A 13,208-nucleotide genomic window follows, 5' to 3' on the forward strand; every position below is an offset into this window, starting at 1 on the left:
TTACAATACCTTTCTCATACTGTGGTAAAGTGCCGTCCACTGGGAGAGATAACGCTAAGAAAGATTTAATCCCTATAGGAAAGCTAAAGAACTATCTGAAGTGGCGGCAAAAGGAATTTATTGAAAAGTACGAAGATGTCTGGTACGATGAGGAATATCCTGAATACTGCGAAATAAAAGCTGGACATGAAATCGGGGTCCCCCTTAACGCCACTATTGATGCAGACCTGTTGCGGTGGGACTGTAAGGCTTCCCATCCCTGGATTTTAATTGTTGAGGTGCAATATGATAAAGGCAAAAACAATGGAATGTCAGAAAAAGAAATCCTCCGACTGCTAATGGAGATAGAAAGTTGCATTTTCGATGAATTAAAAGATAATGAAGGCTACGCACTCATCGGCAGACAATTTGCTGGAGGCCTCATACAAACTTATTTAGCTTGTAAGGAATTTCGAAAACCCTCAAAAATTCTCTATAAAGTTCAAAGTGATTTCAAAGAGAAGCTCTCAATCACCTTTGAGATCATTAAAGACAAACGTTGGCGGACGTTTGACCATTTCAAACTTTTTTTCAAATAAGAACCTAGTTGTCAATATAGAGTTTAAGAAAGGCTGAACTGTTTTCGGAAAATCCGAACTGGGATTGTGGATTTACAAAAAAATTAGAATTATCATATCTTACTGGCTCTGTTGAGGCCACTCCATCACTTGAGCAAAACCATTTTTTTACTATCAACTTGCTTGCCATCTATCCATAAGCTATAAATATAAGTTCCTTCAGTGAATTCCTTATTATTGATGATGACCTGGCCCTTTCCTTTAGTAAGGTTCAAAGTCTTCACTACAGTACCTCGCATATCCGTTATATGTAAATTAAAAGTATAAGCCTCCTGAGGAACATAATAACCAATTATAGTGCTGTTATTAAAAGGATTAGGTACATTTTGTTCAATGTAAGCACCTGAAATGGTCTGTTCATTACCAGAATTGGTATTTGCATCCGCTATTGGTCCCACATTAACAGAGACAGCTTGAGCGGCTTTTTTTACGTTTTTAACAACAAATACTATATCCTGATAATCAAAGCCTGATGTATTTTCTTCAAATGCTACTATATAGGTAGACGGCAATACAACGCCATTTTGATTTTTGTATGGGTACACGCGTACGTGATGAGGAATACTTCCGGTAAAGGTATTCAGGTTGTCTTCGCTATAGAGATGCCTGTTGCTAAAGAAAGGCCAGCGGGAATAGAATCCAAAGGAAGTAGTTCCTGGGTCAAATGAAAGCGTACCCGTATAGTTTACATTTACTGTCTGACCATTTGAAGCTGGGCTATTTGAAACTGAAAATAGTTCCAGCCTTGAAGTAATATCACCAGAATGGTACCACCCTAGACCTACAACCGGATTCACTGTTGTAGGCCCAAAAACATCCAATGGTTCAATGGTAACATTGCCTGTACCAGCCTTAACAAATTGCTGAATACTCACCTCCTCTCCTAAAAGAGGTGCTTTCTGCGCTGTTGTATTGCTGTTGATCACTGTGGTAGAAACATTATCATCACCGACCGAAACAGGAATTTCAAGCAAGTTTAAAATTGCCTGTAATGAAGGCTCATTTGTTCCACCTGTCCCTGAGGTACCCAATCCTCTTAAAGATACAGAAACAGTTGGGTTAACAGCATCATTGCTCTTAATGTCTACTGTCGCTGTCTTTATTCCTGTAGAGGAAGGATTAAAAGCAACGGAAATGTTGATTGAATTATTCGGATTTATAGAAACAGGCAATGAAGGTAGATTACCTAACACAAATTGATTAGAATTAGTACCAGCTAAAGAAATATTAGAAACTGATAGCACGTTTATGTTAGATGTATTTTTAATGGTAATCACTCGATTAATACCAACAGCACCTCCTATAACATCATTATCATATATTTTCAAAGGGCTCACTGTTATTAACTTTGGAGTAGAAGGCTGAATTGAAATATAATTAATCTTGGTGTTGGTACCACCTATAGCATCAACGGTCAACTTACCATCCGACACAGTGACTGTAACAGTGGCAGACTTGAAGTGATTACTGGTGGTAGGAATAAAATTAACAATGGCAGCCTTCCCTTCTATGTTGATGTAATGCTTGCTGTCTATATAACTACCATCACCTACCGACACAGTTACATCGTATGTGCCATTGGCCACTAAAGCCTCCCATTTTCCTTCAGTGCCTCCGGCAGGCTGCATATGTATAAAAGTTGCCAACAACAAATCCGAAGGCGTAGTTCTTTTTCGTCCATATGCAGTCATATCAAGCGGCGAACCATCCAAACGCTTCACCCATCCATATGTATTGCCAGTACCCTGGTTTGCTGAAGTGCGCAAACCATATGGTTGTCCAAAGTCTGCCAACCAACCTGAAGGAGGGACAGTGGATGCATCCTGGAAATTGACCATCAATTTAGTCAATGCAAATGGCCGCATATTGCCAGCGGAAGAATAAGTTCCACCTTCATGGTTAGTGGCAAAAGCTATATTTGCATGGCCTGAAACCTTTGTCATATCGAATACTCCAGGCGCCGCTGCAGAAGCCCTGTTCGTGGCGCTGAACTCAACTACATTATGATCAGTAAATGATGTGTAGACAACTTGAAAGGAAATAATAGGCAATAAAAATACCATCACAGCAATAGCCGGGGACAAATTTAAAAAGCTGGTTCGCATGTTAAGAAGTTTGTATGTTGATCACCTGACGAAATCAGCTCTTCATAGTTGGATCTATTGGTAATTTTTAGGATTAATAGAAATGAACATAATGCAGATAGGTAAGACAGGCGAGCAATTAAAAACACAGATACTTACATGTCTTCTATAAAAATAAAAACATTTAATCTATATAAAAAATTATATGTTATTGCTAAGCTTAGGCTCCCCTTGAGTAGGGATGCTATCTTAATGCAGTCAATTCTTTATAATACAGTCAATTCTCTATAATACAGTCATTTTAATACAGGCATATCCAACTGTTATATCTCACTGTCATATCTCAGCACTTTTTTACACAAGGTGGGCGTTGTCCCCCCGACGTATGTATTTTTCTTAAGAGCTTTCATCAACAAAATTTGTTGTTTACATTTAAAGCATACCATCCAAACCTGTGTAATAAGCTACAACCAGTAGTGTGCTCAACTTTCAAAAATAAATCAATATGCCCCACACATCCCAATCTCCAACAGTGCTTGTAGCGGGTGCTACAGGTTTTTTAGGCAGTGAAATTTGCCGGCAGTTAAAAGCAAAGAATAAGATCGTAAAAGGTTTGGTGCGGTCTACTTCTGACCCCAGCAAACTTGCCCAATTAAAAGAATGGGGCGTGGAAACAATTGAAGGCGACCTGAAGGACAGGGCTTCATTGGACCATGCTTTGCGTGGTGTCTCTGCCGTTATTTCAACCGTTTCTTCCACCTTATCCAGGCAGGAGGGCGACTCCATTCAAACGGTGGATGACGAGGGACAAAGTAGTTTAATTGAGACGGCTGTAGCTGCAGGTGTCAGCCAGTTTGTGTATGTGTCCTTTTGTTCCATTTCGTCTCCATTTCCCCTGCAAACAGCCAAACGTAAAGTGGAACAACAGCTTGCTGAAAGCGGCCTGGAGTATACCATTTTGCAACCCACCTTTTTTATGGATATATGGCTCAGTCCTGCCTTAGGGTTTGATTTTCCCAATGCCAAAGCCACCATCTACGGGGAAGGCGGGAACAGGATTTCCTGGATAGCCATAAAGGACGTAGCGGCATTTGCGGTAGCCTCATTGGATCATCCGGCAGCTAAGAACCAAATGATTGAGCTGGGTGGGCCAGAGGCATTGAGCCCGTTGGAAGTAGTGCGTATTTTTGAGGCCAGCCAGGGCAAGAACTTCGAGCTCCAATTTGTGCCTGAAGAAGCAATAAGCGCACAAAAAGAAAGTGCCCCTGATCCCCTAAGCGAATCCTTTGCCGCACTGATGCTGGAAGTGGCACGGGGAAGTGAAATTGACATGCAACACACGCTTGATGCTTTTGCCATGCAACTGACCTCTGTGCAGGATTATGCCAAAAAGGTGAGGGTAGTAGCAATTTAAGCCTGGCGTACTTTGCCAGAGAGATTTCCGGGATTTTATGTTCAAATACCTGGCGAAAGATTTTTTCATTAATGCGAACCCAGTGGAGTTGGCGCAATCATCAGTTATTACAGCAGGAAAATATAAAAAAAGAGGAAATAACCAAGTGGCTACCGTGGTCGGGAAGGTGGATTTTTTTCTTCCTTATTATAAAAAAATGAAAGTGCTCCGGAGGGACATTTCTTTACCTGATCAATAATTGTTTCTGTTGTTGCACCTGACATAGTAATCCAGGGCTTTGTTTTCAAGTTAAACACTCCCGGCAATTGGGATACACAACGACCCGAATGCTTACACAGCTCCGGTTTCCAAACCACAGTGATATCGCTATTGCTGTATTCTATTTTTTTATCGATATCCTCTTCGTGATATACAAAAGTGCGCACCTTGGTGTTGCCTTCAATGATTTTAGAAATAGGGCAGTGCTGCGCAATTTCATGCAGCCGGTTTTTCTTTTCTGCTTCCAGCGGATAGGGAAAATATATATCACGATCAATAAATGTGGAAATGTTATCGCCCTGTATTGTCTTAAACATATTTGTATTAACAACAATCGAGGGAATATCCCAGCCTTTACGTTCAATGTACATTCGAAGCGTAATCAGTGTGCAGGAGGCGATGGAGGATAGTAGCAGTGTAAAAGGATCTGGACCTGCATCATTACCCCCTGTTTTAGCAGGCTCATCAGAAATAAAATTTCCGTTCCTCCATTCGATGGAGCAGGAATATTTTTCAGTACCTATAACGCCGTGCACCGGCTTTTCCATTTTGTATTCCATAGTTTTTTAGTTGAAACTGGGAATTAATGGGCCGTATTCAAGTTCAAGCAAAGTTATCAAACTATCAGGTAGTTTATTACAAATTTCATAATTTGGGTTTGGTGTCCAAAATGGCAACACAACAACAAACCAGTGCCTGCAACACTTTGACAACAGTACTAACTTGCGGCTGGCTACATGAAATTAACTTTGATCAATAATAACCACTTAAATGGATAATACAAGAGTGTTTAAAATGTCATTTGCTGGTGTCTATCCGCACTATATTCAAAAAGCGGAGAAAAAGGGGCGCACAAAGGAAGAAGTAGATGCCATCATTTGTTGGCTGACAGGATATGACCAACAAGCATTGCAACAACATATAGACAAGAAGAGTGATTTTGAAACCTTTTTCGCCCAGGCACCCCAAATTAATCCAAAAGTTTCACAAATTACGGGTGTAATTTGTGGCTATCGTGTAGAAGAAATCGAAGATAAACTTATGCAAAAGATCCGTTATTTAGATAAGTTGGTGGATGAACTGGCAAAAGGAAAGACAATGGAAAAGATTTTAAGGAATTAAGGAACATCAGATTTATGGTGAAAAAACAAAAGAGGGTGCCCCAGCGGGCATCCTCTTTAAGTATAAGCTCCCTCGGAATTGATCTCAGCCGCTACCTTTTAGTAGGGCGGATAAATTCTCCGATCAAACTACCATCGTCTTTGAGCATTTCTAATTTCAATGTTTTCGTGTTGGCATTAATTCGTGTAAGTGTTCTGTTGCCGGTATTGGGGCCTCCGCCAATCGCAAAATGATAAGAATGTTCCTCGCAAGGTTCATACAGGCCATATTTGTGCGTGTGCCCTGCTACAAACAGATCAATTTTGTATTTCTCGAATAAAGGGCCGAATAATCGTTTGCATTCAGTGGTGCCATGCCAGTCGTCCGAATGCAAATGAGGTATATGCATCATCACCACTCTGAATTTTGCATTTTTGTAGGCCTTGGTCTTCATTTGTTGCTCTAGCCAGATGGCCTGTTCTTCACGGTAGGCATCAAAACTCACGGAGCCCGCATACACTGGGTGGTCATCAGGTTTATCTTCGCCGGTATCTAATACGATGGCAAATACTGGTCCCCATTGGAAGGTGTAATACTCGCTGTTGTTATAGTTGTAATAATAATTTAGAAAGTCCCGCGAGAACTGGCCTCTTGTTTCATGGTTGCCTCTCACGTAGAGCAGGGGCTTGGTAGAAGAGAAGGCACTACAGGGAGTCAATAGATGATCAATGATTTGCTTTTCATTAGTTTGATAATCGAACATGTCGCCATTTAAAAATACAAAGTCGAAAGGACGATCACCATTTATTTTCAATAAATCTCCAAACGAATTGGGCCTGTCGTGAATATCGTTCATCACCAGCCAGTTCACTTCTTCAGCCTTAGGATCAAGAGTTGAAAAATGGTATAGTTCGCTACTAATCGTTTCACCCAAAGTCATTTTATAGGGTTGGAATTCAATAATCTGCTTTGAAAAAACCTTGTAGTAATATTTTGTATTAGGTTTTAAGTGTTGCAGGGAAACACAGTTGATCCTGGTATGGGTATTCAACATTCCTTTTTTGGATTGTTGTGCCTTGGATCCAAGTTGCTCGGTTTCGCCATATTCTACCCAGTTCAAACAGAGTTGGTTGGTCAGCCACATGATCGTCATGCTGTTTGTAGTTGGGGCCTGGAGGTAGGGCTGAGTAAGGAAGCGATGGGATTCATCTGAAAGGACAGCATTGCTGTATTGATTTCCTGCCAATGCCGCAACCGGAATGCTGCTGGCTACCACAGAGCCGGTCACTCCGGCAATAGTCTTGGTCAGAAAGGAACGGCGGGAAGAGTTTTCATTTTTCATGTTTATAAAACTGGTTCTTTTGTTCATAATAAAATCGGGACAAAACGTCTATTTGCAGCCGTGAAAGGCATGGCTACCCGATCAAAGACAAATTATTGATTTAATGCACTCTTTATTTGCGCAATCGTTTGCTTGATTTTAGTGGTTATCATATCTTCCTTGAACCGATTATGTCGAAACGGGAGGCTATTTGAACAAGGAGGTTCGTAAATTTATACTGTTGTAGGCATGCTATAGAAAACCCACAAAATGATTTCATCCAAAAACAATTTTATGTACACAATAGCGACAAAAACTTCTGTTGACTTACAATTCACACAAGTTGCATGGGTGGTAAAAGACATACAGAAGAAGGTGAAAAGGCGGGTCAGAAAATGAAAAGGGGAATCGGCTGACGGAATGTTACTGCCAGCACAGCAGAAAGTCGGAGCCGTTGTACGCAGCCCAAACGCCTGTCTAACGCAATATTTTTGATTATTTAAATTTTCATAATGAAAAACATATTCTGTATTCTCCTGCTACAATTCCTTGTATTTTCTTATGGTTATTGTCAAATTAACACAACTACCGATGGTAAAAGTGAAATTATCAATGGCCATCCAGCCTGGATAATGCAGGGAAATATTTATGAGGTTAATGTTCGACAGTATACAGAAGAAGGAACTTTAAATGCATTTGTAAAACATCTTGACCGTTTGAAAGAGATGGGGGTACAAACACTTTGGTTTATGCCAATTAACCCTATTAGTAAGTTAGACAGGAAAGGTTCGTTAGGAAGTTATTATGCCGTTTCAGATTATACCGCCCTTAATCCTGAATTTGGTACAATAGCAGACTTTAAGCAGATGGTACAATCAATACATAAAAAGGGAATGAAAGTTATTATTGATTGGGTGCCCAATCATACTGGGGCGGACCACAGATGGCTTACTGAGCAACCAGATTTTTTTGTAAAAGACAGCACCGGCAAAGCTGCGATAGCGGTTGACTGGGCAGACACCAGGCAATTGAATTATAAAAACCCTGTAATGCAGGACAGTATGATAGCGGCTATGAAATACTGGGTTTCAAATACAGATATAGATGGATTTAGATGCGATGTAGCCTGGAACGTTCCTGCTTCTTTTTGGCGTAAATGTATTCCTCAATTAAAGAACATGAAAAGTATTTTCATGCTTGCTGAAGGTGACAGTGCCTATCTGCCTGAAAGTGGTTTTGATGCTGTTTATCCATGGCATATGTTTAAAATGATGGAGAAGGTGGCAAAAGGAGAAAGACCGGCACTTGGCTTAGATAGCATTAAGCATGAAAATGACAATATGTATCCTGCAAATACTATTCAAATGTACTTCACCAGCAACCATGATGAAAATAGCTGGAACAAAGCAGACTACGGAACTTTTCCTGGTCATGTACATGAGCCTTTTGCAGTATTTACACAAACAATGGCTAATAGTGTTCCCTTAATTTATGGTGGCCAGGAAGAACCGGTGCTAAGGGCATTAAATTTTTTTGATAAAGACCCGATGACTTTTGATAAACTTCAAAGATCTACATTTTATAAAACCTTGCTTCATCTTCGTAAAAGAAATGCTGCGCTTTCTGCTGATGCATCATTTAGAAAAGTGAGTGTGGGAGATGATAAGGCAGTTTATGCATTCGTAAGAGAGAAGGGGAATAAAAAGGTATTTGTAATTCTTAATTTTTCCAATAATCGACAGCCAATAAATATAAAAGAGAAAACTTTATTTGGCAACGCATACAATGTTTTTAAGGATATTAAAGAGCCTTTAAGTAGCAAAGGATGGAATATGCAGCCATGGGGTTATGTGGTGTATGAATATAATTCAGATTAAGCTATACAAGCAGAAAAAATGACAAAATATCAAACCAAAAATGTCTTTATTAACACTTTTTCTCATTTAATTTTATTGAACCCGAAATTTTTTTATGGAAAATACCTAAAACAGCATCTTATCCTAAAATGTTCATATGAACAAGTTCAAAACATTATTAGTTGCATTGCTTATGGCCTCGGCTTTTGTTACAAAAGCGCATTCACAACAGGATTCCTCACATCCAAAAGGTAATCCGGAAAATTTAAATCAACCAGCTGAGTTGACCAACTTTTTGAAAAAGAATCCAACTGTTGCTGATGTTCATTGGCAAAATGATAATAAAATAATAATTATCAGACATAAAAATGGCAAGGTTCAAACTTATAATTTGGGTGATTTACAACAGAGAAAAACATTTGAAAATAAGTATGGGACACCTCCACAAGCCCCTCCGCCACCACCGCCGCTGCCACCGTCTTTAAAATAAGCAATCCAAAAAAAACAATCTTTATTATGTTGTGTTCCAGGTAATTTTGAGAATGGAACCGATTTGGTATTTGTGTAATTGTCTACACTGTAGGAGCATACCCTTGAGGTAAACTTATTTTATGTCGATTTGGATGAAAAGAAATCTGAGAGAACTGTTAGCGGTTGTTGTAATAGGTGGTACTACAAATAACAAAGAGATAATTTTTACAGCATGACGAAAAAAGAAAAAGCACAAGATTTTCTAAGACTTGCTTCCAAAGGACAATCACGAGAAGCATTTCAACTATATGTCGGGGAAAACTTTAAACACCATAACGTTTACTTTAAAGGGGACGGACCTACTTTGATGACAGCAATGGAAGAAGCGGCAAAGAAAAATCCTGACAAGATTTTTGAAATTCAAAGAGCATTGGAAGACGAGAACTTAGTTGCAGTTCATTCCCATGTCCGACAAACCCCAAATGATTTAGGAGTAGCGGTAATACATATCTTCCGTTTTGACCAAGACAAAATCGTTGAACTTTGGGACTTCGGACAGGCTGTTCCTGCCGATACAGTAAATGAAAACGGAATGTTTTAAGAATGCAAAGGCGTTTTTCAAAGGCCAAGACATTAAATTGCTCACTTGCGGACCAAACATATTTTTACAAGGAAAACAACGAACCGCTGACATTGCATATGCTTTAACGTTAGAGTGTGCAAAAAAGGTGTTTATGTTGTGGCTTATGATCATAAATGTCCAAATGCAAGCCCCACTTGTGCCTCCAGGTATGACCGTTTACTCAATATGGCCGTGTGCATACCAAATTTCAAGCCTATAGGGTTAATGATTTTTAATAGAACAGCCGCATTGCCAAAAACTCCTCCTACAAATTTGCGAGTTTGATCATAATTATAATTGGGCCCAAGGTTAAACCAGCCGGTTGATGTATGCGCCACAAAATTGGATGTCTCATCCAGGCTACCGAGTTCAACACCAGCTTTATATGTAATAATGACCGAATTTGTTTTATTATGCTGTAGCCTGCCATAACCAAAACCAAAGGTGTTCAACTGATCAGTGAGCTTTTCGTCGCTAAAGATAAATCCCCGTTCAAAATCTGGAGGAACATTTCTTGAAAATGGTTGATGTATACTGTAATGGAAAGAAATAAACCGAGCTGACGTTTTAGGCACTTCATACATAAATTCAAAACTACCGCCGGCACGCAAAGAGGATAAGGTATAGTGGGGTGCTACCCACCATATACGACCCTTCCTTTCTTGTTGGGCAGAAACAACAATTGAAAAAAACAAGCTTGCAATTACTGCAACAATCTTTGTGACTTGCCTATTGATTTTCGGATTCATTCAAGCACGAGTATAAATAATTCTTTTTATGAAAACAAGATATATTTTAGCAGTATGAGTTCATTTGTGTTTGGTATCCAGGACATTGACAAAACAAAACTCAAAGTTGTTGGGGGTAAAGGCGCGAACCTGGGGGAACTTGCCAGGATTGAAGGAATCAACGTACCGGATGGGTTTTGTATTTCTACTGATGCTTTTAAAAGAATGATTGGGGAAAGGCCGTTGATTAACGAGTTGCTCGATCGGTTATCACTACTAAAGGTGGAAGACCGGGATAAATTTAGTGACCTTAGCAGTGAGATTCGCAGGGTCATTGAAGGGATAGCTATTCCTCAGGACATTAATGAAGAGATCACCTACTTCCTCTCCAGGCTTGATAAGAAAAATGCCTATGCAGTACGATCCAGCGCAACTGCAGAGGATTTACCAACGGCCTCCTTTGCAGGCCAACAGGATACGTATTTGAACATTATTGGAAAGGAGGCAATATTAAAGCATATCAGCAAGTGCTGGGCATCGCTATTTACCGAGAGGGCAGTAATTTACCGCCTTCAAAACGGCTTCGACCACCGTAAAGTCTACCTGTCAGTGGTTGTTCAGAAGATGGTCTACCCACAGACGGCGGGAATTATGTTTACTGCCGATCCCGTCACTTCTAACAGGAAAGTGTTATCCATTGATGCCAGCTTCGGGCTTGGTGAGTCCCTTGTCTCCGGCAAAGTGAATGCTGATGTCTACAAAGTGCGTAAAGGCAAGATTATCAATCAAAAAATATCCGCCAAGAAGCTGGCTATATATGCCTTAAAGGATGGCGGTACGGTAGAACAGGAGATTGAGCCTGAGCGGCAGAACAGGCAGGCGCTGACTGATGAGCAGATTTTGCAACTTGAGCGTTTGGGCAGAAAGATCGAAGAACATTTCGGCTACCCACAAGACATCGAATGGTGTTTGGTTGATGATACATTTTATATAGTCCAGAGTCGACCGATCACAACTTTATATCCCATTCCTGATGCAAATGACCAGGAAAATCACGTTTATTTATCTGTCGGTCACCAACAAATGATGACCGACGTCATGAAACCATTGGGAATATCCTTATGGCAGTTAACAGCTGCCCGACCCATGTATAAAGCAGGCGGACGGTTGTTTGTTGATATCACACATGACCTGGCTTCACCTGTTAGAAGAGACTTTTTGGTAAATGTCCTGGGTAAATCCGATCCGCTTATCAAAGATGCACTCACGACTATATTAGAGCGAGGAGATTTTATACAATCGTTACCAAATGATCAAAAAGAATTGGGTGCCGGTAAAGGCAATAAAGGAATGTCGCCTGCGGATTTTCAAACACAAATCGAATATGATCCGACGATCGTTCCTGATTTGATTGAGAGCAATCAAACAGCGATAGAAGCGTTAAAACAAAACATCCAAACGAAATCAGGTGCGGATCTAATTGATTTTATCCTGGAAGATATCCCGCAATTAAAGAAGACCTTAACTGATCCACGAAGTTTTGGTGTGATTATGACTGCTATGAATGCTTCATCATGGATCAATGAAAAAATGAAGGAGTGGTTAGGTGAGAAAAACGTAGCAGATACGCTTTCCCAATCTGTACCAAACAATATTACTTCGGAAATGGGCCTGGCGCTATTGGATGTCGCAGATGTAATCCGTCCTTACCCGGAAGTAATTGATTATTTGCAACATGTGAAAGATGATCACTTTTTGGATGAACTGGTTAAGTTAGATGGTGGACAGGAAACCCGAGATGCTATCCAAACTTATCTTAACAAATACGGAATGCGATGTGTTGGAGAAATCGATATTACTAAAACCCGTTGGATCGAAAAACCGACTACACTTGTCCCCATGATTCTCAGTAACATCAAAAACTTTGAGCCTGGTGCCAGCAAGCGGAGATTTGAGCAAGGGCGACAGGAAGCTTTGAAAAAAGAACAAGAGTTATTAGATCGATTGAAGCAATTACCAGATGGTGAACAAAAGGCCAAAGAAACAAAACGAATGATCGACCTGATCCGGAATTACATCGGTTATCGAGAATATCCGAAATACGGCATGGTTAGCCGTTACTTTGTTTATAAGCAGGCTTTACTGAAAGAAGCCGGACAACTTGTACAAGCCAAGGTTATTCATGAAAAAGAAGATATTTACTATCTCAGTTTTGAAGAACTTGGTGAAGTGGTACGCACCAATAAACTGGATTACCAGATTATCAACGAACGAAAAGACGAGTACAAATTATATGAAAAACTAACTCCCCCACGTATTATCACGTCTGACGGTGAAATCATTACAGGTGCGTACAAGCGAGAAAATCTCCCGGCCGAAGCAATTGCAGGTCTGCCTGTTTCTTCCGGAGTTATAGAGGGGCGGGCACGTATCATCTTAAAGATGGAAGATGCTGACCTGGAAGATGGAGATATATTGGTCACCTCTTTTACTGACCCTAGCTGGACACCATTGTTTGTATCTATAAAAGGCCTGGTCACCGAAGTAGGTGGACTGATGACCCATGGAGCAGTTATCGCACGTGAATATGGCTTACCAGCAGTTGTCGGAGTAGAAAATGCTACTAGGCTGATCAAAGACGGACAGCACATACGGGTGAATGGAACGGACGGATATGTAGAAATACTATGACAAACAAAGTAAGAATGCAGCCCGTAACAGCACCTTGCCAAAAGT

The 13,208-nt window shown here is 40.3% G+C and carries 11 protein-coding genes; 7 read left to right on the forward strand and 4 right to left on the reverse strand.

Features of this window, described 5'->3' with window-relative positions; genetic code table 11:
• The first annotated feature begins 29 nt into the window (after positions 1-29).
• Positions 30-578 (forward strand): DUF695 domain-containing protein, encoded by a 549-nt coding sequence (locus tag OCK74_RS19865; RefSeq protein WP_279298831.1) that lies wholly within the window; start codon positions 30-32, stop codon positions 576-578.
• A gap of 125 nt (positions 579-703) precedes the next feature.
• Here the strand turns inward: OCK74_RS19865 and OCK74_RS19870 are convergent, their stop codons facing one another.
• Positions 704-2,722 carry a hypothetical protein gene (locus tag OCK74_RS19870; protein WP_279298832.1) on the reverse strand — a complete coding sequence of 673 codons (2,019 nt, stop codon included), beginning with the start codon at positions 2,720-2,722 and terminating at the stop codon, positions 704-706.
• Between the two features lie 484 nt (positions 2,723-3,206).
• On the opposite strand from OCK74_RS19870, the gene OCK74_RS19875 reads away from it, so the two are divergent.
• On the forward strand, positions 3,207-4,115 hold the full coding sequence (locus tag OCK74_RS19875) for an SDR family oxidoreductase (RefSeq protein WP_279298833.1): 909 nt from the start codon (positions 3,207-3,209) through the stop codon (positions 4,113-4,115).
• A 149-nt stretch (positions 4,116-4,264) separates the two neighbouring features.
• On the opposite strand, the gene OCK74_RS19880 is transcribed toward OCK74_RS19875, so the two are convergent.
• A complete protein-coding gene (locus tag OCK74_RS19880) occupies positions 4,265-4,933 on the reverse strand; it encodes a (4Fe-4S)-binding protein (RefSeq protein ID WP_279298834.1) in 669 nt (222 codons plus the stop codon).
• A 211-nt stretch (positions 4,934-5,144) separates the two neighbouring features.
• Here OCK74_RS19880 and OCK74_RS19885 point away from each other — a divergent pair, with 211 nt between their 5' ends.
• Positions 5,145-5,495 carry a DUF2200 domain-containing protein gene (locus tag OCK74_RS19885; protein ID WP_279298835.1) on the forward strand — a complete coding sequence of 117 codons (351 nt, stop codon included), beginning with the start codon at positions 5,145-5,147 and terminating at the stop codon, positions 5,493-5,495.
• 91 nt (positions 5,496-5,586) lie between these two features.
• Here OCK74_RS19885 and OCK74_RS19890 read toward each other — a convergent pair whose 3' ends face one another.
• Complete coding sequence (locus tag OCK74_RS19890) at positions 5,587-6,816, reverse strand: purple acid phosphatase family protein (protein WP_279298836.1); 1,230 nt, start codon at positions 6,814-6,816, stop codon at positions 5,587-5,589.
• A gap of 491 nt (positions 6,817-7,307) precedes the next feature.
• On the opposite strand from OCK74_RS19890, the gene OCK74_RS19895 reads away from it, so the two are divergent.
• The 3 genes from OCK74_RS19895 to OCK74_RS19905 all read left to right on the forward strand — a co-directional run bounded on the left by OCK74_RS19895 (position 7,308) and on the right by OCK74_RS19905 (position 9,723).
• Complete coding sequence (locus tag OCK74_RS19895) at positions 7,308-8,672, forward strand: alpha-amylase family glycosyl hydrolase (protein WP_279298837.1); 1,365 nt, start codon at positions 7,308-7,310, stop codon at positions 8,670-8,672.
• A 136-nt stretch (positions 8,673-8,808) separates the two neighbouring features.
• The gene (locus OCK74_RS19900) at positions 8,809-9,141 is read left to right on the forward strand and encodes a hypothetical protein (protein ID WP_279298838.1); all 333 of its coding nucleotides are present in this window, start codon (positions 8,809-8,811) and stop codon (positions 9,139-9,141) included.
• A gap of 213 nt (positions 9,142-9,354) precedes the next feature.
• On the forward strand, positions 9,355-9,723 hold the full coding sequence (locus OCK74_RS19905; protein WP_279298839.1) for a nuclear transport factor 2 family protein: 369 nt from the start codon (positions 9,355-9,357) through the stop codon (positions 9,721-9,723).
• Positions 9,724-9,872: 149 nt separating this feature from the next.
• On the opposite strand, the gene OCK74_RS19910 is transcribed toward OCK74_RS19905, so the two are convergent.
• Positions 9,873-10,493: a hypothetical protein gene (locus tag OCK74_RS19910; protein WP_279298840.1), complete on the reverse strand. Its 621-nt coding sequence runs from the start codon at positions 10,491-10,493 to the stop codon at positions 9,873-9,875.
• 54 nt (positions 10,494-10,547) lie between these two features.
• Here OCK74_RS19910 and ppsA point away from each other — a divergent pair, with 54 nt between their 5' ends.
• On the forward strand, positions 10,548-13,163 hold the full coding sequence (ppsA, locus tag OCK74_RS19915; protein WP_279298841.1) for a phosphoenolpyruvate synthase: 2,616 nt from the start codon (positions 10,548-10,550) through the stop codon (positions 13,161-13,163).
• The last annotated feature ends 45 nt before the right edge of the window (positions 13,164-13,208 follow it).

The sequence above is a fragment of the Paraflavisolibacter caeni genome, from assembly GCF_025628885.1.
GTDB classification, from domain to species: Bacteria; Bacteroidota; Bacteroidia; order Chitinophagales; family Chitinophagaceae; genus Flavisolibacter; species Flavisolibacter caeni.

Bases quoted from the DNA above. Each gene is read 5' to 3' on its own strand.
- OCK74_RS19870 (WP_279298832.1), bottom strand. From the start codon at position 2,722: ATGCGAACCAGCTTTTTAAATTTGTCCCCGGCTATTGCTGTGATGGTA.
- OCK74_RS19875 (WP_279298833.1), top strand. From the start codon at position 3,207: ATGCCCCACACATCCCAATCTCCAACAGTGCTTGTAGCGGGTGCTACA.
- OCK74_RS19880 (WP_279298834.1), bottom strand. From the start codon at position 4,933: ATGGAATACAAAATGGAAAAGCCGGTGCACGGCGTTATAGGTACTGAA.
- OCK74_RS19885 (WP_279298835.1), top strand. From the start codon at position 5,145: ATGGATAATACAAGAGTGTTTAAAATGTCATTTGCTGGTGTCTATCCG.
- OCK74_RS19890 (WP_279298836.1), bottom strand. From the start codon at position 6,816: ATGAAAAATGAAAACTCTTCCCGCCGTTCCTTTCTGACCAAGACTATT.
- OCK74_RS19895 (WP_279298837.1), top strand. From the start codon at position 7,308: ATGAAAAACATATTCTGTATTCTCCTGCTACAATTCCTTGTATTTTCT.
- OCK74_RS19900 (WP_279298838.1), top strand. From the start codon at position 8,809: ATGAACAAGTTCAAAACATTATTAGTTGCATTGCTTATGGCCTCGGCT.
- OCK74_RS19905 (WP_279298839.1), top strand. From the start codon at position 9,355: ATGACGAAAAAAGAAAAAGCACAAGATTTTCTAAGACTTGCTTCCAAA.
- OCK74_RS19910 (WP_279298840.1), bottom strand. From the start codon at position 10,493: ATGAATCCGAAAATCAATAGGCAAGTCACAAAGATTGTTGCAGTAATT.
- ppsA (WP_279298841.1), top strand. From the start codon at position 10,548: ATGAGTTCATTTGTGTTTGGTATCCAGGACATTGACAAAACAAAACTC.